At 52.6% G+C, this 23,725-nt stretch carries 18 protein-coding genes; 4 read left to right on the top strand and 14 right to left on the bottom strand.

Translation table 11 applies throughout. The features are described 5' to 3' along the window. Positions 1 to 18: 18 nt before the first annotated feature. On the bottom strand, positions 19 to 837 hold the full coding sequence (gene spo0A / locus NFS31_RS13290; protein ID WP_251495782.1) for a sporulation transcription factor Spo0A: 819 nt from the start codon (positions 835 to 837) through the stop codon (positions 19 to 21). Between the two features lie 351 nt (positions 838 to 1,188). Between spo0A and NFS31_RS13285 the strand changes: the two genes are divergently transcribed. Further along, on the top strand, positions 1,189 to 2,742 hold the full coding sequence (locus NFS31_RS13285; RefSeq protein ID WP_416389464.1) for a BCCT family transporter: 1,554 nt from the start codon (positions 1,189 to 1,191) through the stop codon (positions 2,740 to 2,742). Between the two features lie 178 nt (positions 2,743 to 2,920). Here the strand turns inward: NFS31_RS13285 and NFS31_RS13280 are convergent, their stop codons facing one another. The 9 genes from NFS31_RS13280 to NFS31_RS27730 form a co-directional block, all read right to left on the bottom strand. Then, positions 2,921 to 4,018 (bottom strand): N-acetylmuramoyl-L-alanine amidase, encoded by a 1,098-nt coding sequence (locus NFS31_RS13280; RefSeq protein ID WP_251495912.1) that lies wholly within the window; start codon positions 4,016 to 4,018, stop codon positions 2,921 to 2,923. Positions 4,019 to 4,364: 346 nt separating this feature from the next. Beyond that, positions 4,365 to 8,015, bottom strand: coding sequence for a DNA-directed RNA polymerase subunit beta' (gene rpoC / locus NFS31_RS13275; protein WP_251495778.1), 3,651 nt, complete (start codon positions 8,013 to 8,015; stop codon positions 4,365 to 4,367). An 89-nt stretch (positions 8,016 to 8,104) separates the two neighbouring features. Next, entirely contained in the window at positions 8,105 to 11,998 is a 3,894-nt protein-coding gene (rpoB, locus tag NFS31_RS13270) for a DNA-directed RNA polymerase subunit beta (protein WP_251495775.1), read from the bottom strand. Between the two features lie 267 nt (positions 11,999 to 12,265). Beyond that, positions 12,266 to 12,355: a hypothetical protein gene (locus tag NFS31_RS27735; protein ID WP_251495909.1), complete on the bottom strand. Its 90-nt coding sequence runs from the start codon at positions 12,353 to 12,355 to the stop codon at positions 12,266 to 12,268. A gap of 38 nt (positions 12,356 to 12,393) precedes the next feature. After that, entirely contained in the window at positions 12,394 to 12,549 is a 156-nt protein-coding gene (locus NFS31_RS13260; protein WP_251495772.1) for a hypothetical protein, read from the bottom strand. Then, positions 12,509 to 13,267, bottom strand: coding sequence for a tetratricopeptide repeat protein (locus NFS31_RS13255; protein WP_251495769.1), 759 nt, complete (start codon positions 13,265 to 13,267; stop codon positions 12,509 to 12,511). Before NFS31_RS13255 ends, NFS31_RS13260 begins: the two co-directional genes overlap by 41 nt. A 25-nt stretch (positions 13,268 to 13,292) precedes the next feature. Beyond that, the gene (locus tag NFS31_RS13250) at positions 13,293 to 13,823 is read right to left on the bottom strand and encodes a hypothetical protein (RefSeq protein WP_251495766.1); all 531 of its coding nucleotides are present in this window, start codon (positions 13,821 to 13,823) and stop codon (positions 13,293 to 13,295) included. 48 nt (positions 13,824 to 13,871) lie between these two features. After that, positions 13,872 to 13,994 (bottom strand): hypothetical protein, encoded by a 123-nt coding sequence (locus NFS31_RS26880; RefSeq protein ID WP_275563889.1) that lies wholly within the window; start codon positions 13,992 to 13,994, stop codon positions 13,872 to 13,874. Positions 13,995 to 15,326: 1,332 nt separating this feature from the next. Further along, positions 15,327 to 15,572 carry a DUF6783 domain-containing protein gene (locus tag NFS31_RS27730; protein ID WP_416389466.1) on the bottom strand — a complete coding sequence of 82 codons (246 nt, stop codon included), beginning with the start codon at positions 15,570 to 15,572 and terminating at the stop codon, positions 15,327 to 15,329. On the opposite strand from NFS31_RS27730, the gene NFS31_RS27725 reads away from it, so the two are divergent. The 3 genes from NFS31_RS27725 to asnB all read left to right on the top strand — a co-directional run bounded on the left by NFS31_RS27725 (position 15,516) and on the right by asnB (position 19,461). Further along, complete coding sequence (locus tag NFS31_RS27725; protein WP_334303088.1) at positions 15,516 to 15,668, top strand: DUF6783 domain-containing protein; 153 nt, start codon at positions 15,516 to 15,518, stop codon at positions 15,666 to 15,668. The two genes, NFS31_RS27730 and NFS31_RS27725, sit on opposite strands and share 57 nt — an antisense overlap. A gap of 215 nt (positions 15,669 to 15,883) precedes the next feature. Next, positions 15,884 to 17,359, top strand: coding sequence for a citrate transporter (locus NFS31_RS13245; protein WP_251495763.1), 1,476 nt, complete (start codon positions 15,884 to 15,886; stop codon positions 17,357 to 17,359). A gap of 242 nt (positions 17,360 to 17,601) precedes the next feature. Further along, a complete protein-coding gene (gene asnB, locus NFS31_RS13240) occupies positions 17,602 to 19,461 on the top strand; it encodes an asparagine synthase (glutamine-hydrolyzing) (protein WP_251495761.1) in 1,860 nt (619 codons plus the stop codon). 326 nt (positions 19,462 to 19,787) lie between these two features. On the opposite strand, the gene NFS31_RS13235 is transcribed toward asnB, so the two are convergent. The 4 genes from NFS31_RS13235 to NFS31_RS28340 form a co-directional block, all read right to left on the bottom strand. Continuing rightward, a complete protein-coding gene (locus NFS31_RS13235) occupies positions 19,788 to 20,792 on the bottom strand; it encodes a retron St85 family RNA-directed DNA polymerase (RefSeq protein WP_251495758.1) in 1,005 nt (334 codons plus the stop codon). Positions 20,793 to 20,946: 154 nt separating this feature from the next. Further along, positions 20,947 to 21,855 carry a retron St85 family effector protein gene (locus NFS31_RS13230; protein ID WP_251495756.1) on the bottom strand — a complete coding sequence of 303 codons (909 nt, stop codon included), beginning with the start codon at positions 21,853 to 21,855 and terminating at the stop codon, positions 20,947 to 20,949. Positions 21,856 to 21,972: 117 nt separating this feature from the next. Continuing rightward, the gene (locus tag NFS31_RS13225; protein ID WP_251495753.1) at positions 21,973 to 22,962 is read right to left on the bottom strand and encodes an Rpn family recombination-promoting nuclease/putative transposase; all 990 of its coding nucleotides are present in this window, start codon (positions 22,960 to 22,962) and stop codon (positions 21,973 to 21,975) included. Positions 22,963 to 23,081: 119 nt separating this feature from the next. Then, a partial coding sequence (locus NFS31_RS28340; protein ID WP_416389463.1) for a LysR family transcriptional regulator occupies positions 23,082 to 23,725 on the bottom strand: 644 nt, incomplete at its 5' end.

The raw sequence follows: 23,725 nt of genomic DNA, 5'->3' as shown, positions 1-23,725 counted from the left end.
TAGTATCTGATTTTTTTGTTAGAGCGTATTTCCGCCCACCCTTCTGTAATCCAGTCTGATTTTATCAACAATCAGCGCGATAAACTCCGAATTGGTCGGCTTTCCCTTTCCGGTGCTGACCGTATATCCAAACAGATCATTGATCGTATCCATCTTCCCCCTGCTCCACGCTACCTCAATCGCGTGGCGGATGGCCCGCTCGACACGGCTCGGCGTCGTCTGATGCTTTTTTGCAATCGTCGGATACAAAATTTTTGTGACCGAAGCCAGCATTTCTTTATCATTAACCGACATAATAATCGCGTCCCTCAGATACTGATACCCCTTAATATGCGCGGGAATCCCGATTTCATGCAGCATCTGTGTCACATCATTCTCCAGATTCTGCTCCATATAATCCGGTTTGCTGACAAAAGGCTTCACCTTTCTGCTCCCCGCCAGCGTCGATGTGCGGTTCCTGTACCCGTTCAGCCGTTTGAGTTTATCAAGAATGATGTCTTTACTGAACGGTTTCATAATATAATAGCTGGCCCCGAGATTAAACGCATCCTGCGTCAGATTTTCACTGCTGGCTGCTGTTACCATGATAAACGCCGGATTTTCCTTGAACTCCGGATTATTTTTGACCTTTTCCATCACCGTAATCCCGTCCATCCCCGGCATCACAATGTCCATCAAAACCACATCCGGCTTTGTCCTCAATATCATTTTGTATGCTTCATCACCATTTTCCGCCTTTCCGACGACACGATAATCTTTCTCTCCCTCCAGTATTTCGCCAAGCATTTCCAAAGCCTGCCTGTTATCATCCGCAATCGCAATATTCAGTTCAGCCATCTTCTCTCCTCCTTATCAAGAATAAAACGGGCACTCATGATTATAGACTCGAATCAGATCCTCTTTCAACACGATTTCATCGCAAAATTATGTATAGCCACCGCATAATTCGACAAAATCTATGCCACGCATCTTCTCTTGATCCAACTATAACATGTCCTATGGCTTGCTGCAAGCATCTTATTGGCACTCAGGCAAATGATTGCGGAGCGTTGTTTGTTGTGGAAGGGCCGTAATCAGCAACTTTCCTTAAAACACTTGTATTTTCTCCCATTCGGTGTTATAATATGTTCAATATTTTATTTATTAATCGATTTTTGAACATAAGATCGGTTACAGAAAGGAGTACCTATGAATCATACACAGCAAAATCACCAGGATCCTCCGAACATGTCATTAAAAAAGCGGCTGGACTGGATTACCACCGCCGTTCCGTTTGCCATTATTTTCTTCCTCTGCCTCGGTTTTCTGTTTCTTCCTGACGCCTCAAAGCAGGTTCTGTCCGGAATCCGGACCTTTCTGGGAGAAGAATTCGGGACGCTTTATCTGGCCGCGGGCCTCGGTATTTTCCTTTTCTCCATCTACCTCGCCTTTTCTAAGTACGGCTCCATCCGTCTGGGCAAGCCGGGAGAAAAGCCGCTCTACTCCGATTTCGCCTGGGGATCGATGATGTTTACCTCCGGCCTGGCCGCTGACATCCTCTTCTATTCCCTGTGCGAATGGATCCTCTATGCGCAGGATCCCCATCTGGAGAGCATGGGCTCGATTCAGGACTGGTCCGGGACTTATCCGCTCTTTCACTGGGGTCCCATTCCCTGGAGCTTTTATCTGGTTCTGGCAGTCGCCTTTGGCTTTATGCTCCATGTGCGCGGAGGGCGCAAGCAGAAGTATTCCGAAGCCTGCCGCCCCATCCTGGGCGCGTGGACCGATAAGCTGCCGGGGCGCATTATTGATCTTCTGGCGGTCGTGGCACTGTTAGCCGGAACCGCCACCACCTTCAGCCTGGCAACGCCTCTGATGAGCCAGATCGCGGCTGATCTGATCGGCATCGAGAACTCTCACTTCATCACCATTACCATCCTGGTTGTCACCTGCATCGTATACACCGTATCCGTTGTGCGGGGCATGCACGGCGTGATGAAGCTGGCCTCCTCCTGCGTGTACCTCTTCTTTGCCCTGCTGGCCTATGTGCTGCTGTTCGGAGGGGAAACAAGATATATTATAGAAACAGGCTTTTCCTCCATCGGAAACCTCATCCAGAATTTCATCGGGCTCTCTACCTTTACAGATCCCCTCCGGGAGACATCCTTCCCGCAGAACTGGACGATCTTTTACTGGGCTTACTGGATGGTGTGGTGCGTGGCCTCGCCCTTCTTTATCGGAAATATCTCCAGGGGAAGAACGGTCAGGCAGACCGTCCTTGGCGGCTACATCTTCGGCCTTGGCGGAACCTTCATAAGCTTTATCATCCTCGGCAACTACAGCCTTGGGCTTCAGGTATTCGGGAAACTTGACGTCATGGGGATTTACTCTGCCAGCAGCCTGTACGCCACTATCATTGCCGTTATCCGTACACTGCCCCTTGCGCCCATGGTGCTCATCCTTCTGGCCCTGACCATGATCGCCTTTTACGCCACCAGCTTTGACGCCATCGCCCTCGTCGCGTCCTCCTACTCCTACCGGGAGCTGAAAAACGATGAGGAGCCGCACATAGGCATTAAAGTATTCTGGTCCGTCATGCTGATTCTCCTGCCCATCGTGCTGGTATTCAGCGATAACTCCATGGAAAATCTGCAGACCGTATCCATCATCGCAGCCTTTCCGGTTGCCTTTATCATCCTTCTGATCATCGCATCCTTCTTAAAGGACGCCAAATCCTATATGAAAAAGGATGATAAACCGTAACAGGCCAGATAACCTCTGAACGGCTGCGATAAACGGCCGGACAGCCGAATTACAGTCAATGAAAAAACGCCCGCTGTCTGCGTCAGGTATATCCCTGGCGCAGACAGCGGGCGCTGCCGCTTCAGAATGCCCCGCCGCCGTAACAAGCCCGGCAGCCTGAAACAGGCTGCTCTGCGTCTTAATTACTGAAAAAGGCATTTACCCCGGACGTAAGCCCGTTGGCAAGCGTATTCAGCGTGCCCGCCGAATGATCCGACGCCTTGTCCCCCAGCTCGATATCAATGCTGGGAACCGTGGAATAAGAGGTCTGGGTCAGATCCATTTCCATGCTTCCGCCTGAAAAAATCTTGACTCCGGCGCCCTTAAGCCCCTGCACCAGGGCCTCTCCCAAACGGTTATGCTGCTCCCAGTGGGAGGCGACCGGTTCCATGGCCCGGTAGGAGGCCACATTCGGAACGCTCATGTAAAACGCGCCCTTGTCATTGGCTGTCGAATCCCAGTGAAGCGCAATATGGCAGTCGGCCTTATTATTTGCCAGCACCGTCCTGGCGATATTATCGAGCTGCACATCCTCGCTCTCACGGATCATCAGCACATCATATCCCTCGGCCAGGAGCTTCTCCTTGAGGATTCTCGCCAGCGCCAGCGTCACATTCGCCTCCGATGTCCCGTCGTTAAACGTCATCCCTGACGACACCGCGACAGCCTCCGTCGCCCCGGCCCCGGTCGTCCCGCCTGTCACCTTCGGCGTCCCGTCCGGATGGCACTGTGTCTTCACGCTCCCGCCCCCGCTCGTCCCGTGGCCTGCATTCACGCACACGGTCTTATTCTTTCTCGAGGAAGAAGCCGTCTTATAAAGAACCGCGCTCCCGCTCTTAATCTTGGAGAAATCCGCGTATTTCCAGTCAGAAGACACGCCTATCTGAGTCCCCCCTATAGAGGCGCTTCCCCCGCCTGCCGAAGCCGCTCCTGAATTGCCGGAACCCGCTGCAGAAGCCGATGTTCCCTTCGGATTCGACGTTGACAGATATTGCGAGGAAACATAGCACTTCTTTCCATTCACCATGACCACCGTCCACTCGCCCTTTGATTCCACCCGCTCCAGCTTATCGCCAAAGTAGACATTTTTCACGATATTTCCGTCCTTTATCTCCGCCGTAGAACGGCAGCGCAGCACGTCGCAGTTCACATAAACCGTATCGCCTGCAAATACTGCCTGCGCATTTCCGGCAAAAAGGCATATCGCCAGCACGGCAGAAGCCAGGCGGCCTCCCATGCGCCTCTTCATTTTACACATGCTGTTCTTATCTGTTTTATTAAATATCATTGTTTCAGCTCCTTTTCCAATTCTGGTTTTGTGTGGTTTTTAGCATAAAACATCTTTCTTCCGGTTTCAAGACAAAGCACCTGACAAATATCTTACAATTTTCTGACTGTTCCTGAGCTTTATGCCAGTCAAAGACAGTTGTGATAAGGCCGCCGGAAACAGGTCAGGCATCAAAAGAAACGTTTCTCCGTTCCTCCCCCCGCAGCAAAAACCCCGGGAAAGCCGTCAAAGCTCCCCCAGGGTCTTCACCACCGCCTTACGCCCCCTCAGGGCCGCGCAAAGGCGCTCAAATCTGCTATTCCTCCTGCAGCTCATCCTCATTCAGGATAATCTTATCCACCTCGTCCAGAGCCGCCTCATCTAAATCTTCCTCATCGCTCAGCGTGATCGCCTCGTCCTCCTCAAGCTCTGTGTCAAGCTTGATCGACCGGTACCGCCTCATACCTGTTCCGGCCGGAATGAGCTTACCGATCAGCACATTTTCCTTAAGCCCTATCAGTTTATCCACCTTTCCGTTGATGGCGGCCTCGGTCAGAACCTTGGTCGTCTCCTGGAAGGAAGCCGCGGACAGGAACGAGTTCGTGGCCAGGGACGCCTTTGTGATGCCCAGCATCACCTGCCGGCCCACTGCCGGCTCTTTGCCCTCTGCGATCAGGCTGTCATTCATATCATTGAAATCGAGCACATCCATGGAGGTTCCCGGAAGCACGTCAGAATCCCCGCTCTCCTCCACCTTAATCTTTTTCAGCATCTGGCGCACGATCATCTCAATGTGCTTGTCATTGATCTCCACGCCCTGTAAGCGGTACACGCGCTGCACTTCCTGGATCATGTAATCCTGTACGGCGCGGACGCCTTTAATTTTCAGGATGTCATGCGGGTTCACGCTCCCTTCCGTCAGCTCGTCGCCGGCATCCAGAAGAGCGCCGTCCTGAATCTTGATACGCGACCCATAAGGGATTAAGTATGCCTTTGAATTCCCTGATTCATTGTCTGTGACAACGATCTCGCGCTTCTTCTTTGTGTCCTTGATCGTCGCAATGCCGCCGAACTCCGTGATAATCGCAAGTCCCTTGGGCTTACGCGCCTCGAAAAGCTCCTCGACACGCGGAAGACCCTGTGTGATATCGCCGCCGGCCACGCCGCCTGTGTGGAAGGTACGCATCGTAAGCTGCGTTCCGGGCTCTCCGATGGACTGGGCCGCGATGATTCCGACTGCCTCGCCCACCTGCACCGGCTGTCCGGTCGCCATGTTTGCGCCGTAACACTTCGCGCACACGCCGATATGGGATTTACACGTCAGCACAGTGCGGATCTTGACCGTATTTCTGCCCGCTTTTCTCAGAGCGTCCATGACAATGGCCGCCCGCTTGGGGGTACACATATGATTTTCCTGAATCACAACCTCCCCTGTTTCGGGATCTGTGATCGTCTCGGCAATAAAGCGTCCTGTGATGCGCTCCTGGAGAGTCTCGATCGTCTCCTGGCCGTCCATAAAGGCTTTGATCTCCATGAACGGAATCTCGCCCTTCCCCTCGCAGCAGTCGTCCTCGCGGACAATCAGATCCTGCGAGACATCGACCAGACGCCGCGTCAGATAACCCGAGTCCGCGGTACGAAGCGCCGTATCGGACAGTCCCTTTCTCGCGCCGTGCGCGGAGATAAAGTATTCCAGTACGTCCAGCCCCTCACGGAAATTGGACTTGATCGGCAGTTCAATCGTATGGCCTGTCGTATCCGCCATCAGGCCGCGCATGCCGGCAAGCTGTTTAATCTGCTTATCCGAACCACGGGCGCCGGAATCGGCCATCATATAAATGTTGTTGTATTTGTCAAGACCGGTCAGAAGGTCGTGCGTAAGCTGATCGTCCGTCGCCTTCCAGGTCTCAATTACTTCTTTATAGCGCTCTTCCTCTGTGATCAGGCCGCGCCGGAAGTTCTTGGCAATGTGGTCAACCGTGGCCTGCGCGTCCGCGATCAGCTTCGGCTTGCTGGCCGGAACCGTCATATCCGAGATCGAAACCGTCATGGCCGCCCTGGTGGAATATTTATAGCCAATGGCCTTAATATCATCCAGAGTCACCGCTGTCTGGGTCGCGCCGTGGATATTGATAACCTTTTCAAGGATCTGCTTTAACTGCTTCTTGCCCACATGGAAATCCACCTCAAGCTTCAGCACATTCTCATCCTGGCTCCTGTCCACAAAGCCCAGATCCTGCGGGATGATCTCATTGAAAATAAAGCGGCCCACCGTGGACTCAATCACGCCGGTTTTCACCGTATTTTCATCCACTTCCTTCTGCACGCGCACCTTTACCCTCGTATGCAGCGTCACGACGCCGTTCTCATACGCCAGAATCGCCTCATTCACGCTCTTAAAGGCCATGCCCTCTCCCTTTGCGCCCGGCCGCTCCTGGGTCAGGTAGTAGATGCCAAGCACCATATCCTGGGAGGGAACCGCCACAGGGCCGCCGTCGGAGGGCTTTAATAAGTTATTCGGAGACAGCAGAAGGAAACGGCACTCGGCCTGCGCCTCTACGGATAAGGGGAGATGAACCGCCATCTGATCCCCGTCAAAGTCCGCGTTGAAGGCCGTACAAACCAGCGGATGCAGCTTGATCGCCTTACCCTCTACCAGTATGGGCTCAAACGCCTGGATGCCCAGCCTGTGCAGCGTAGGAGCGCGGTTCAGCATCACCGGGTGCTCTTTGATTACGTCCTCCAGCACATCCCATACCTCGGGCTGCAGGCGCTCCACCATCTTCTTCGCATTTTTTATATTATGAGCCGTGCCGTTTGACACCAGCTCCTTCATAACAAAGGGCTTGAAAAGCTCAATCGCCATCTCCTTGGGAAGGCCGCACTGGTAGATCTTGAGCTCCGGCCCCACCACGATAACGGAACGGCCGGAATAGTCCACGCGCTTGCCCAGAAGGTTCTGGCGGAAACGGCCCTGCTTTCCCTTCAGCATATCGGACAGGGATTTTAACGCGCGGTTTCCGGGGCCTGTAACCGGCCTTCCGCGCCTGCCGTTGTCGATCAGGGCGTCCACCGCTTCCTGCAGCATACGCTTCTCGTTGCGGACGATGATATCCGGCGCGCCCAGCTCCAAAAGCCTTGCCAGACGGTTATTGCGGTTGATAATTCTCCTGTACAGGTCATTTAAGTCAGAGGTGGCGAAACGGCCGCCGTCGAGCTGCACCATGGGACGGATATCCGGCGGGATCACCGGAATCACGGTCATGATCATCCACTCCGGCTTATTTCCGGAACTCCGGAACGCCTCCACGACCTCCAGCCTCTTGATGATACGCGCGCGCTTCTGGCCCGTGGCATCCTTAAGCTGCTTGCGCAGATCCGCGGAATCGCGCTCCAGATCAATGGCCTGCAAAAGCTCCTGTATCGCCTCCGCGCCCATCCCCACGCGGAAATTGCCGTAGCCGTATTTCTCCAGCTCGTCGCGGTACTCCTTCTCGGACAGCACCTGCTTATACTGGAGGCTGGTCTGTCCCTGATCCAGAACGATATAGGAGGCGAAATAAAGCACCTTCTCCAGCGTTCTCGGGGAAATGTCCAGGATCAGGCCCATCCGGCTGGGAATCCCCTTAAAATACCAGATATGGGACACCGGGGCCGCGAGGGCGATATGCCCCACGCGCTCCCTGCGGACGCTGGCCTTCGTCACCTCCACGCCGCACCGGTCGCAGATAACGCCCTTATACCTGATTTTCTTATATTTTCCGCAATGGCACTCCCAGTCCTTGCTCGGCCCGAAGATGCGCTCGCAGAATAAACCGTCCTTCTCCGGCTTCAGCGTCCGGTAGTTGATCGTCTCCGGCTTTCTCACCTCGCCGTGAGACCATTCCAGAATCTTCTCAGGAGATGCCAAACCGATCTTAATCGCGTCAAACGTCAGTGGTTGGTAAGTTTCATTTGTCTCTGGCATGAGCGGTACTCCCTTCTATAATCATATGATCACCTGAACTGTTACAGGCTGCGCCTCACAGCAGAAAGCCGTAACGCGCAGCATCACGATCACTCCATATCGCCGTCCGAATAGTCGTCTTCCGGAATGCTGTCCTCGTAATCGTCCTGTTCTTCCGAATAATCATCGCTGTATTCCTCTTCCATGTCCTCTGCCCCGCCGTCCACAGAAGCCAGCTCTCCGTCCTTAAACTCCTGCTCCTGATAGCCGTAATTCCCAAAGGATTCATTCTGGGAATACTGCTTGCTGTCGCTTTCCAGGATCGAACGGATATCCGTATCGCCGTAGTCAATATTCTCCGCCAGCTCCACCTCAGAGCCGTCCTCATTGAGCACTCTCACATCCAGGCTTAAGGACTGCAGCTCCTTTAAAAGAACCTTGAAGGATTCCGGAATGCCGGGCTCAGGGATATTTTCACCCTTGATAATGGCCTCATACGTCTTCACACGGCCCGCCACGTCATCCGATTTAACGGTCAGAATCTCCTGAAGGGTGTAGGACGCGCCGTACGCCTCCAGAGCCCACACCTCCATCTCGCCGAAACGCTGTCCTCCGAACTGCGCCTTGCCGCCAAGGGGCTGCTGGGTCACAAGGGAGTATGGACCCGTGGAACGCGCATGGATCTTATCATCAACCAGATGATGCAGCTTCAGATAATGCATGTGCCCAATCGTGACCGGGCTGTCAAAATATTCGCCGGTACGGCCGTCGCGCAGCCTCACCTTTCCGTCGCGGCCTAAGGGCACGCCCTTCCAGAGCTTCCTGTGCTCTAAGTGGCTTCCCAGGTACTCCATCACCTTTGGATCCACCTTATCCTTATATCTCTCCTCAAATTCCTCCCAGGAGAGGTTTACGTAATCGTTCGCCAGCTCCAGGGTATCCTGAATATCAATCTCGTTTGCGCCGTCAAAGATCGGGGTGGACACATTAAACCCAAGCGCCCTTGCCGCAAGGCTTAAGTGAATCTCCAGCACCTGCCCGATATTCATACGCGACGGCACGCCCAGCGGGTTTAACACAATGTCGAGCGGGCGGCCGTTCGGCAGAAACGGCATATCCTCCACCGGCAGCACGCGGGAAACCACGCCCTTGTTTCCGTGACGTCCGGCCATCTTATCGCCCACAGAGATCTTACGCTTCTGCGCAATATAGATGCGGACCGTCTCATTCACGCCCGGGGACAGCTCGTCGCCGTTCTCCCTTGTAAAGACCTTGGCGTCCACAATGATACCGTACGCGCCGTGCGGCACCTTCAGGGAGGTGTCGCGGACCTCTCTCGCCTTTTCGCCGAAAATCGCGCGCAGAAGGCGTTCCTCCGCCGTCAGCTCCGTCTCGCCCTTGGGCGTAACCTTGCCGACCAGGATATCGCCGGCGCGCACCTCCGCGCCGATGCGGATAATCCCGCGCTCATCCAGATCCTTTAAGGCGTCCTCGCCGACGCCGGGCACATCCCTCGTGATCTCCTCAGGCCCCAGCTTCGTATCGCGCGCCTCCGCCTCATATTCCTCGATGTGAACCGAGGTATAGACATCCTCCTGCACCAGACGCTCCGAGAGCAGGACAGCGTCCTCGTAGTTGTAGCCCTCCCAAGTCATAAAGCCAATCAGCGGGTTCTTGCCCAGGGCAATCTCGCCGTTGTCCGTGGACGGGCCGTCAGCGATCACCTCGCCGGCTTCCACATGATCCCCCTTAAAGACGATCGGCTTCTGGTTATAGCAGTTAGACTGGTTGCTTCTCTTAAATTTCGTAAGACGGTACACGTCCCGGTTCCCGTCCGCATCCCTCTTGACCACAATCTCATTCGACGCCGAGCGCTCGATCACGCCCGCATTCTTAGCCAGCACGCACACGCCGGAGTCCACGGCCGCCTTGCCCTCGATACCGGTTCCGACAACGGCGGCCTCGGTGGTCAGGAGCGGCACGGCCTGACGCTGCATGTTGGAACCCATCAGCGCGCGGTTCGCATCGTCATTTTCCAGGAACGGAATCATGGAGGTCGCCACAGAGAATACCATCTTCGGGGAAACGTCCATCAGATCAATTCTCTTTCTCTGGAATTCCGACGTCTCCTCGCGGAAACGCCCGGATACGTTGTTGTGGACAAAATGGCCGTTCTCGTCCAACGGCTCGTTCGCCTGCGCCACCACGAAATTATCCTCTTCGTCGGCCGTTAAGTAAACCACCTCGTCCGTCACAACCGGGTTCGCCGGATCCGTCTTATCCACCACGCGGTACGGCGCTTCCACAAAGCCGTACTGGTTCACCCTCGCATAGGTGGCCAGGGAGTTGATCAGCCCGATATTCGGTCCCTCAGGCGTCTCAATCGGACACATGCGCCCATAGTGGGTATAGTGTACGTCGCGCACCTCAAATCCCGCGCGATCCCTCGACAGACCGCCCGGGCCCAGGGCTGACAGACGCCTCTTATGCGTCAGCTCCGCCAGCGGGTTGTTCTGATCCATAAACTGGGAGAGCTGGGAGCTTCCGAAGAACTCCTTCACAGCCGCTGTTACGGGCTTGATATTGATTAAAGACTGGGCGGAAATGCCCTCCATGTCCTGTGTCGTCATCCTCTCGCGCACCACGCGCTCCATCCTCGAAAGGCCGATGCGGTACTGGTTCTGCAAAAGCTCCCCGACCGCGCGGATCCTGCGGTTTCCAAGATGGTCGATATCATCCGGCGTGCCGATGCCGCCCTCCAGATGCATGTTATAGTTAATGGAGGCCAGGATATCCTCCTTTGTAATATGCTTGGGAATGAGATCATGGATGCCCCTCTTAACCGCATCCTTGAGCTCCTCTCCCCCGGAAACTTCTGCCAGAATATTCTGAAGAGCCGGGTAGAATACTAACTCCGTCACCCCGGCTTCCTCCGGATCAAAGTCCACGTAAGCGGCCAGATCCACCATCATATTGGACAGAACCTTGTGGTTCTTCTTCTCCCCCTGGATCCACACAAAGGGAACGCCCGCGTTCTGGATATCCTCAGCGAGCTGCTTGTCAACCACATCGCCCTTACTTGCCAGGATCTCGCCTGTGGAGGTGTCAACCACATCCTCCGCCAGCGTCTGGCCCGCGATACGGTTCTTAAAATGAAGCTTCTTGTTAAATTTATAACGGCCAACCTTTGCCAGATCATATCTTCTGGGGTCAAAAAACATGCTGTTTAAAAGACTCTCCGCGCTGTCCACCGAAAGCGGCTCGCCGGGCCGGATCTTCTTATACAGCTCCAGAAGCCCGTCCTGATAGCATGTGGACGGATCCTTCTCAAAGCTCTTTTCCAGCTTCAGCTCATCGCCGAACAGATCCACGATCTCCGCATTGGTCCCATACCCCAGCGCGCGGATCAGCACCGTCACCGGCACCTTCCTTGTCCGGTCCACGCGTACATAGAAAATATCATTGGAATCCGTCTCATATTCCAGCCACGCGCCCCGGTTCGGGATCACCGTACAACTGTATAACTCCGTACCAACCTTATCGTGCGCAATTCCATAGTAGATGCCAGGGGAACGTACCAATTGGCTGACGATTACACGTTCAGCGCCGTTAATTACGAAAGAGCCGGTGTCGGTCATAAGCGGAAGATCGCCCATAAATATCTCATGTTCATTGATCTCGTCTTTATCCTTATTGCAAAGCCTTACCCTTACCTTTAAAGGAGCAGCGTAAGTCGCGTCGCGTTCCTTACACTCTTCGATCGTATATTTGATGTCATCCTTACACAGTGCAAAATCCACAAATTCCAGACTCAAATGCCCCGCAAAATCCGCAATCGGAGAGATATCGGCGAACACCTCCCGCAGTCCCTCATCTAAGAACCACTGGTAGGAATTCTTCTGAATCTCAATTAAATTCGGCATTTCCAGAACTTCTTTTTGTCTTGAGAAGGTCATTCTTACACCTTTACCGGCTTTTGCCGGACGCATCCTGCTTTTCTCCATTCGACGTTTCACCCCTGTTTTCTTTCTATGTTTTGTTTTTGGGCATAGAGATACCATAAATGCCCAAGTCTCCACAATAGTGCATTCTCCATCCTATCATAATTTGGTGGTTGTGTCAAGTTTATGGGGGAATTTCCTGGAATTTTTTATGTGTTTCTTTGATTCTTTTAAGCGAAATGAACTGTTACGTGCAAATACTGCTGCTATACACAGCCTGGCCAAACATGTATGGCGGGATACCCAAGGCCAAGCGTAAACGGGCGGCTCTCAGCAATACGCCATCACTTCCACAAAAAAAACATCGCCCTTCTCCACAACCTCCATCTGCCCATGATACTTTTCCGCAATTCGTCTCACAGACCGCAGCCCAATCCCATGGCGCGCTCCTTTACCGCTCAATAAAGCCCCATTGGCGTCCCGCTTCGCTTTCCCCCGTACCGGTTACTCACCTGCAGGATAAGCACCTGTATTTCCTCCAGGAATGCTGCGGCCCGCTCCCGTTTACCCGCCTCATACCTGCTCTCCGAACTGCGCTGAAAACCATTCGTCATATCCCATTTCCTCATCCGATGTGTCTGATATCGTTTCAAAGCATTCCTTTATAACCGGCTCCAGTACATCCTCATAATAATCATAAGCAACCTCGCTTTCCAGCCTTAAGCTGCCTGCAATCTCATATGACTTTCCCAGCATCTCCAGCGCCGAATCCATATCCTCCAGCTCCAGAAAGGCTCTGCCCATATCGCAGAAGATCCCCGCGATATCCACTTCAAGCTCAACTCCCCCGTCCGGAGCTTCCACAGCTTCAGCCTGCCGGAGCGCCTCCTCAAAGGAATCGATCGCCGTCCTGTATTCGCCGGTTTTAAGAGCATATATTCCCTCAATATGACGGACAATATAAACACTCTTTCCTGTCTCACCGGACTCCTCATATTCCTTCAGCGCGGTATCGATATAGGGCTTTCCCTTTTCACATTCCCCAAGGCTCACATAACAGCCTCCCAGCATGGCATTTAGCCGGCAGAATGTATCCGTATCCATGGAACCATACTTCATTTCCAGGATCGCCTGTTCCTCGTATGTAAGGGCTTTTTCAAAATCGCGCTCTCTGTAATACCGTTCCACAAGCTCGTCCACGGACTCCGTGTACCGCTTTGTCTGGGATAAACCATTCGGTATTGTTAAAACCACCCCCCTTTGGGATCCTCCGAATTTGGGCGCTCCAAATAATATCACCAGAAACATGAGTATTAAAAAAATTTTTACCATATAGCATTCTCCTCCCCCTGCTTTTTCAAACACACGTCAGAACCAGCCTGGCCATATCCGCCCTGAACAGTCCTCTTCTCAGCAGGCTCTCCGCCACATCGAGCCGGATCACAACCCCGTCCGGAGGAAGCTCTCGCAGCCTGACAATCGGGCGGCTCTTCAGGTACGCGCGCCTGATAACAGGCTCCCTATCCCGGCGTCCCTCCCGGGAAAACCGCTCCGGTTCATCGGTTCCGTCAATAAGCGGGATGATCGGGGCATAATACAATTTCAAATCCATATGCACATTGTCCAGCAGGCAAAAGGTTTTAAAGGTTATGGACGGATCATACATTTTAAATACGCTTTTCACATCCTCACTGACCAAAAAGATCTGCCGGTCAATCACATCCGTATAGTCCAGCCGATGCTCAGAATTCACAAAAACCACGTTGCGATCCGCAATTTTATATGCATGCTCCACCGTAAAATCGCTTCTTCTATAGGTTCCGGCGAATCTGTGAATATGCGGGACATCCACATACCGCTTATCCTGTTTCAGCCAGAAATACTCCATCTGTAAATCTCCTTTGCATTCTCTTTTCCCAAATCATGCGTCTTTTTATCATTGTCCGCTTCTATTCTCAAAATTTTCCTCAAACCATGCCTCATATCCCCTTTCATCATCCACTGTGCTGTCATAGAGATTTTTTATATTAATACCTAAAGCTTCCTCATAAAAAATCAAAAAATCCTGCCCTCCCATTCTCTCTTTTACTAAAATGTACTCTCGGAATCTCGCTGCGCCTGATTTTGTGAGATGATTTTCCGCCAGATGCACCCAAATTTAATCAACGTACGCTCCACGTACGCCTCATAAATTTGTGCACATCTGACAAAAAATCATCTCACAAAATCAGGCGCAGCGAGATTCCGAGAGTACATTGTATTCCGGCAAGCCGGTTTCATTGGCTCGGGAGGCTGCCACCCTGTCATGGGTACTCTTCCATAGGGAAATTATAACAGAGATTCGCATAATTGGCAGCTCCTGCAGGAACCCATTCCAGCTTACGGAAGAAAAGCGGTTACTTTTCATGGGGTGGGGAAAGCATAATCGATACAGCCGCTTTTCTATTTTCCAAATCCGGTTGGAATCCCCTGGCGTATGGCTTCCTTACGCTCACGGTTCATCCGGCTCAGCAATCCTGACGTAACAGTTCAGACAGGTCAGCGCGTTCACCGCACTGACCGTACGAAAACGTAGTGGTTACGGGCATACGGCCCTATCGCCGCAGGCAATTCCGAATGGCCGTATGCCGTAACAGTTCAGGGTTATCTGAACTGTTACATCCTGACATCTCCTTCGACCGCCTGTTTTGGCTTTCTTCTGTATTTTTCCGGAGATATCCCAGCAAATGCACGTTGCATTCCCCATGCCGGGTACTGAAAGGGACGATAAACCAGGCAGTCTCACTGAGGAGCTTCCGGCATCTGGAATATTTCTGCGAATGCCTGAGCGTGATCGACCATCTGGCAACGGATGATAGGAACAACCTTTGTCAGTCCATATAAGGAAATCTTCAAAAGGCCAATGCCGGCCAAGCCAAAATCAGAAAATATAGAACTTTCTAATACGGCACTGCCTACGTAAAAGGCAGGAAGAGGGGATCATGAGAGCCTCTTGTTATCGTGTCTTATTTCCCCACCCCATGAAAAAACAGTAAACTGACAAAACGAATCCCGTATAAGCTTTGCATCCCTGTTCATAGCTGATAAAATAAAATAAAACCTGAATCCGTGAAATTTAAGTCGGTACTATTTCCTTTAGAACCATATTTTACAAGGTCTCTTGGGATTTAGAAGTACCAAAATTTCTTCACCCATTGGGTGATAGAATTTTAGCATCTCGAAAAGCTGGAATACAGCATAAATCTTGATTTTCTATGCCTAATTATGCAATTGAACTTCACGGATTCAGGTAAAATATAAATACTGTCATTATTGATAATCACTTAGGAACTGTCTCGAAATAACTTCCCATTAGTCCGCAGGATTTTTCTTCGGGAGCACTGCTCAAAAATCAGGCGCATAGCGGGCTATGTAACTGATTTTTGAGCAGTGCTATCGGAGAAAAAGACAAGGAATATGGGAAGTTATTTCGAGACAGTTCCTTAGAGCGTGTTTGAAAATTGCTTTCTGGTAGCTGTGCGTGCCACTTTGTGGGAGATTTGTGCCAAATGAACGCGGCGTAGTGGGCTACGTTAAGTGAATTTGGCACAAATATACCGCGAAGTGGGGCGTGCAGATGCCAGGAATGAATTTTCAAACACGCTCTAGTACGGGAAACCACAAAATGATTATAAAAGCAATCCTGAATGTGGCAGGCGTAAATCTCACAGACATTGACAAAATAAAAGAATGACATACATGCATTTCCCAAAAACAGGGCTATGGCCGCAAAACAGATCCATGCGTCCATAACCCTGTTTTCCTTCCCCGGCGCTTCCCTCCCTCTCACCCCTAATCCCATCCGCCCCCCAAAGCCTTTTTTCCACAACCTCCCCCAAATCCGTTTCACCCGCCCCACCATTTCCACATATCCTGATCGTATAATTCTTTCTTCAGGAGATATACGCTATGCCAGCATCTGCTGCTGTGGTTCTCACGCCACTCCATATACTGTATCTGATCGGTGTTCTCACGGTTCTGGCTGTGATGGTACTGCGGCGGGACACTCCGATCGTCTGTGTCCTGTTTCTGTTCCTCATCGGCGCCGTCGGCCTCCGTTCTTTTGTGGGCGGAATCCAGACCGTGTTCTGCGCCTCGCTCTATGCGGCCAGGGAATTCATGGAAATCATCGCCACCATTGCCCTTGTCACCGCCCTGTCGAAATGCATGGGCGAGCTGGGAAGCGACCGGCTTCTGATGGAGCCCATGTCGAAAATCATGAAAACGCCGGCCCGGACCTGGTGGCTTCTGGGTATTACCATGTTTCTCTTTTCACTCTTTTTATGGCCCTCCCCTTCCGTAGCGCTGGTAGGGGCCATCATGATCCCCTTTGCCATCCGTGCCGGCCTGTCTCCCCTGGCAGCCGCCATGGCCATGAACCTCTTTGGCCACGGTTTTGCGCTCAGCTACGATGTGGTGATCCAGGGAGCGCCCGCCATCTCCGCCGCGGCCGCCGGGATTTCTGCGGCTGACATCCTGTCCCAGGCGGGCCCGGTCTTTCTGACCATGGGCATTGTGACCGTGCTGGCCGCCTTTATACTGAACCGCTCGTCCATGTCTGAACCGGTCCGCATTGCCGAACATGCACGGATTTCAGGAAAGGATCGCTTTGATGAATCCAATCCGGCTGCAACGCAGGATGACTCTATAAAAGAACATCCCATATCAGGCCCAAATGATGCAGATGAACCGGCGCAGGCCCCAGAGAGCCGCCGCGCCGCCCGGATCATGGCAGTCTGCATCCCCGCCGCCTTTCTCTTGGACATTATCAGTATGCTCGCGCTGGATTTAAACGGCACAGACGCTACCAGTGTCGTTTCCGGGACGGCCGTGCTGCTCATGTGTCTCGGAGCCGTCTTAGGTTTTGGGAAACAGTCGCCGGAAAAGGTGACGCAGTATTTAACGGACGGTTTTCTCTTCGCAATCCGGATCTTTGCCCCGGTTATCGTCATCGGCGCGTTCTTCTTCCTTGGAGGAAGCGGGATCTCCCAGATCCTGGGCAGGGATTTCGGAAATGGGATCCTGAATGACTGGGCGCTCTGGCTGGCTGCCAAAACGCCCTTAAATCCCTATATTGCCGCCGCCTTCCAGCTCTTTATCGGCTGCCTGACCGGCCTGGACGGCTCGGGTTTTTCCGGCCTGCCCCTGACCGGCGCCCTGGCGCAGACCTTTGGCGCAGCCACCCAGGCTTCCGTTCCGATCCTGGCGGCATTGGGACAGATCGGCGCTATCTTTGTCGGCGGCGGAACCATCGTCCCCTGGGGGCTGATCCCGGTTGCGGCCATCTGCAACGTCAATCCCGTGGAGCTGGCCCGCAAAAACCTTGCCCCGGTTCTCACCGGCCTTTTCGCCGCGTTCCTGGCCGCCTGTTTTATGCTTCTGTAACGGATGGAAAAGGTATTAACCGACAAAATATTTCCACCTGTGCGGTTGCAATCCAATGACCTGGCTGCATGCCATTTATGGCAATACAGGCGGGGCGTTGGATTAGCACAGGCGGAAATATTTGGCAATATAGGGAACGGTTCGTAACAGTCTATGCTTATCTGAACTGCTGCGAAACTGTCCCAAAGGGATATCAAGTGTGAATATAACTGAACCAAAACTCAACACAGAAAGGAATTCATATGTGCGCCATCTCAGGATTTTTTAATCCAGACAAGGATTTTACGGAAGAAAGAGACGCCTCTATGAGGCTTTTGGAAAATATGAACCGCGCCCAGAAGCGGCGCGGCCCGGACGACGAGGGAACCTTCCTGTCCCCCCATTTCGGCCTGGCCCAGGTGCGGCTGTCCATCGTTGATCTCGTCACCGGGCATCAGCCCATGATCCGCCGCGCTGGAGAACAGACGGCCGGGATCGTCTACAACGGCGAACTGTATAACACGCAGGAGCTCAAACAGGAGCTCGCGGCAGAGGGCGTGTCCTTTGAAACCTCCAGCGACACAGAGGTCCTCCTCATGGCTTATCTGACCTGGGGGCCTGATTTCATCAAAAAAACAAACGGCATATTCGCCATGGCCATCATGGATACGGCCGGGAAACGCCTGCTTTTATACCGCGACCGTCTGGGCGTAAAGCCCCTGTTTTACGCCTTCTGCGAACAGACCGGAACCCTTGTCTTCGGCTCTGAAATAAAGGCCCTTCTCGCCTGCCCGCAGATCCGCCCCGAGGTAGGCCGCGAGGGCTTAAATGAAATCTTCAGCATCGGCCCTGCCAGAACCGGCGGCTGCGGCGTCTTCCTCGGCGTCCGCGAGGTTCTGCCAGGACACATGCTCTGCGTCTCCCCCTCCGGCGTGCGGCACGAACCGTACTGGAAGCTGGAGAGCCGGCCGCACACGGACACCTTTGAGCAGACAGTAGAAAAAACCGGTTTTCTCATCCGGGACGCCGTCCGCAGGCAGATGGTCTCCGACGTCCCTGTGTGTACCTTTTTATCAGGCGGCGTAGACTCCTCCCTCGTGTCCTCCATCTGCGCAGAGGAGCTGAAAAAGAAGAACAAACAGCTTCACACCTACTCCTTTGATTTCGCCGGAAACGCCGAAAACTTTAAGGCCAGCGCCTTCCAGCCCTCCCAGGACCGCCCCTTTGTAGAGCAGATGGTGGAATATCTCCATTCTGACCACACCTTCCTGGAATGCTCGACCAGGCGGCAGGCAGAGCTTCTGGCCGAATCCGTGAAGGCCCACGATCTGCCCGCCATGGCGGATGTGGATTCCTCCCTCCTGTACTTCTGCTCCCAGGTAGCGTTCCGCCATAAGGTCGCCCTGACCGGGGAATGCGCGGACGAAATCTTCGGCGGCTATCCCTGGTTCCACAAAAAGGAGTGCTTTGAAGCGCATACTTTCCCCTGGACCATGGATCTGGAGGCGCGCAAGGTTCTCTTATCCGAGGACTTCCTGGAGTACCTGAACATGGATGAATATGTAAAACAGACCTATGAGACATCGCTGGCCATGGTTCCCAGGCTTTCCGGAGAAAACCCGGAGGAAGCGCGCCGCCGTGAAATCTCGTGGCTGAATCTGCGCTGGTTTATGCAGACGCTCTTAAACCGCATGGATCGCACCAGCATGTACAGCGGCCTGGAGGCCCGTGTTCCCTTTGCGGATCACCGCATCGCAGAATATCTCTTCAATACGCCCTGGGACATGAAAGCGCGGGGAGGCGTGGTCAAAGCGCTCCTGCGGGAAGCCGGGCGCGGCCTGCTTCCGGATGAAATCCTCTTCCGGAGAAAATCGCCCTACCCCAAAACGTATGACAGAAATTATGAGGCCATGCTCGCCGGGCGCGTAAGGGAAATCCTCGATGATTCAAGCTCCCCTGTGCTGCCCTTCCTTGACCGCAAAAAAACAGAGCGCTTCCTCCAAAGCCCCTCCGACTACGGAAAGCCCTGGTATGGCCAGCTCATGGCGGCCCCGCAGATGATGGCCTATATCATCCAGATCGATTTCTGGATGCGCCATTACCACGTTTCCGTCGTTTCGTGACTGAAACGCGGCAGTCGCCAAATGTGCATGCAAGCATGCCCATTTGGCTCGTTGCTCGCGGGAATAAGCAGGGGAAACTTCTGCCCGCCGCACCGCCCGCGCGCGGCCTGAAAAGGCATATTCCTCCGCACATGCCTGTGCATAAAATACTCCGAACCGGGAAACGGCACATTACCTGCCGCCCCGGTCCGGAGTCCTTTCTATCCGCCGCCGCTGTCCCGGATACACGGCTTTATTCTCTTTGTTCCCTCATTGTGTCCCGCATCCGCACAGCCGGCGCAGCAAACGCCGAAGCTGCCTGCTGGACAACTGCCTCCCGCTTTCACTCACAGAGGAATCATATCCTCCAGATCCCTGAAAAGCTTATTCTCATTATACGCCCTCACAACCTTGGCGGACCGTCTCAGCTCCTTCTTTAAGGCCAGCCCCTCCATATAACAGGCCATCTGATCCCTGTACCCGTCCTCAATGGAATCGACAAATGCGATCAGCCCCCGGATCTGCGCCGCCTCCGAATAATCCGCCTCTGACACGGCATGAAATATCTTGGAACGGATCCGCTGCTTCAGCTTCCTGTCCGCATGGATCTCACGGTCATTGATCGTAATGCCCGTTACGGTCTTTTTCCTGTCGTTTGAAAAATACCGCGTCTTTTTGTCGTTGATCTCAAATCCCTCATCCCGCACGATCTCCTTCAAAAGCCTCTCGATCCGGTTCAGGCGCGTCCGGTTGTCCGACGAAAAGCTCAAATCATCCGCATAGCGCGTGTATACAATATCCCGCTTATTGCACAGCGCGCTCAGACGCATGTCCAGATTGTAACAGATCAGATTGGCAATATACGGCGACGTAACCGCGCCCTGCGGCAGAACCCCCTCATACGTACACAGATTCGCCAGAATCGCGGAAATCGTATAGTTGTACCCAATTTTCGTAAATAAATGAAACACATCCCGCTGGGTGATGCTTCCGAAAAAATCATGAATATCCATCTCCAGGATAAACACCCTGTCCTTGTGGAGCAGGGCGTTTTCCTTCAACCCGTTCTTCCCCGGGACAAACGCCATCGCATAGGGAGAAACCTTCACCTTTTCCAGAATTTCCACCAGAATCCACTTCTGCACCACCTTCAGCGAGCGGACCGGCGCATGGAGTTTACGCATGCTCCCGTCTTTTTTCGGTATCTGCGCCGTCTCATAAAACAAATGCTGTTTTCTCGAAAGCATATATAAATAGGTCTTTGTAATGGATAATTGTTCCGACAGGCTTTCCAGATCGTAGATAATGGGCACACCCAGCGTATTCAGTATCAGATTGCTGTTCGTATTCATATAAAGCTCCTCGCGCTTACTCAGTATATTTCCGGCGTAGTTTCCTGATCGAAACATCCATTTTTCGCTCAGGAAACTACGATGGATACGGGTCATGATTCTTCAAACGAAGCAGGAACTGCTCCCAGTTAATATGTAGCGCACATTAACAATTCTAAGCGCCAGAAGCTTTATAATATTTAGAATACATGATTTCGATCCTTATTATATCACAGGTATACCCATGTCTGCAATTCCTTAAAATTTTTTCTATGCTTAAAAATCCGCTCTTCGACAGGCGGTATTTATCCATCCCGTCCACAAACGCCTTCATCACATAGCGCTCCTGCAGCAAAAGCCTCAGCGCCGCGTCGCACACCACCCGGAAATTGGTAAACGTAATCCCATTCTCCCTGGCCGTAAAATCAACCGTCTCCCAAAGCTGCTTCAGGCTCAAATCCTTAAAAAAATACAGAAGGAGCTGGATATAATAATGCATGCCCACAATCGTATTGATCTCCAGATCGCCCTTATGCTTCGACGCCTTATACTTGGCGCGTATCATCTTGGTCAGGGCCGCGGCAAACTCCTTTGCATCCTTCCCATAGGACAGGACATTGGCCGGACCCCGTTTCTTCAAATATTTGATCGGCCCCAGCATGATAAAGCTCTTATGCTTTTCCACGCTCTTATCAACCGCCGCGATCACCTTGTCCACCGTCACCGCATTATTCGTAAAAGCTCCCAGCTCCACCAGAGAGCCCGCGCTCTCACAGATGATCGCAATGATATGCGAGTTATCCGCCAAAAGCTGCTCATACGTCAGCAGATCCGCATTCCTTGACCGGTTCATCTCCTCGATCAGCAGATCCTCGGGATAAAACACCTTGATCGGCATCTGATAATGGTATTTCCTCGAATTCTCCAGAAGCGGCCTCACCCGGTCCCGCAGGGACAAAGCCCCCTTCCTGCTCGCGCCGCCGCACAAAAACACCACAATATACTGCTCATGAAAATCACAGAACATATCCCGGTAAATCCTCCGGATGACCTGTTGGATCGTTTTATCATCAGTAAGCTTCACGTTTTTCTCCTCGCTTTCAGGAAAAGGCGCGTCCGAAACCCAGCGCCGGTTTGGCGCCGGTTTGCTTTTACTGCATTATAACACTTCAGATTAAGTATGAACTGTTACACCGCATTATCATACCGGCTTCCCGAACATATGAAAATACTCCTGCGCCTTTTGCAGCGGAATATTCAGCTTTTTCTGCAACTGGCCCAAAATGGCATCTTCCGGAAGACCAAAATCATGTCCTGTCTCAATAATTCCCCGCGCTTCTCCACGCGCTTCTCCGCGGGCCTCCCCACGCGCTTCATGCTCTTTTGCAATTTCATCAAATAATATACACATACCGCCGCCTCCTTTTTCCAATGCGCTGTAATCAATCTTACATTTGGCCGCTCCCGCTATGGTCATGATCACGGTTTTATCTGTTTTGTGTTCCTCGCTGTATCGTATGGCCTTCTCTTTTGCCTCGTTCCTGTCCATGCTCCTGTCCAGGAGGATCTCCAGCAGGTTAAACAGATCCACATTGTTTATATTGTGCAGCTTAAGATTATTCTCCCTCGCCTCCACCAGCCGTATTTTGTAATCATTGACATATTCCGAAAACTCGTCCCCTATCTCCAGCATTTCATGAAGGCTGGTCGCCCCGTCCCAGGGCTTGTCCCCATAATAAACCACCACTGTGATAACTGGGATCAATTTATCGGTTTTCTTCATCCGTGACAGATACTCGTCACGTTCCAGGCCCTTTTCTGTCTTGTATTTTCCCGCATTGCTGTCGTACTGCTTTTTGTATGTGCCGTAATCATAACCCATCACACGCATCGGCATCGCGTAATGGATATGCTCCTGACCCTCATTGGCCAGCATGACAAGCTCTACTCCATGCGCGGTTGATTTCTTGCGGATTTTTATACTGTCCCTGGAGGCCCGGATGCTCTCCGCGTATTCCCTGTGTTCCAATATGGAAGATTCTTCCGTATCCACATCCTCAAGCTCCTCCGGGCGGATCACGGGCCTTCCGTCAAACAGGGCCGCGTTAAAGAGATCTGCAAACTGCTCCTTATTATTCCAGTAATTTTTCAGCACTGTGTCCGGTTTTAAATCCTGTTTCTTCTTTGGCATTGGGGAATCCACCTTCCTTTTCTGTCTTTAGTATATCATTAAAGTATGGGGCTTTCAATATTGAACCGGTATTAAACCCTTTGCCAAAAACAAAGCGGATTATTTATCCCAGTGTTCCTTCATAAAATCCACCAGACGGACAACAGCCGGGGATGGCCGGTTGTCTTTTGGCATTGCAGCTCCCTGATTGGAAAGGCAGTCTCCCAGGCCATAGGATGATCCGGGGGCAGCCACGCCACGATTTTGTCTTCCATCAGCGGCAAAAAATCAATCTCCGCATCCAGAGGATCTCCAACAAAACAGCAGTCAAGACGATGTTCTTTCAACATGGCAAGCAGGTTTCTTAACCCATGCTCCACCAGATCAATCTGAATTTCGGGATAGAGTGTATTGAATTGTCCGATCAATGGAGGCAGCTTATGAAAGGCTACACTGTAATAAGATCCAATCTTCAGCTTGCCATAAATCAGCCCGTTTAACTCAGCGCATGTTTGGAAAATTTGTTCGCTGCAATTTACAAGCTGGCGGATCAACGGCGACAACCTCTCTACGTCAGGCGTCAGGCTGACGCCCTTTCGGCTCCGGGCAAACCCTCTTACGCCCAGCTCGTTTTCTAATGCGTTGACCATGCGGTTTACGCCGGAGGGCGTATAACCTAACTGACGGGCATGCTCTGTAACGTGGCCTGCCATCATGATCATGTTTCCGATTACCGTGCGCAGCCTCCTGCGTCTGACTTTATGTTTTGTCCCGGTTCCCTTCC

Origin of the sequence: Otoolea muris, from assembly GCF_943193115.1 — a bacterium.
Lineage (GTDB): Bacteria > Bacillota > Clostridia > Lachnospirales > Lachnospiraceae > Otoolea > Otoolea muris.
This window is presented reverse-complemented; position numbering and strand designations above follow the sequence as displayed.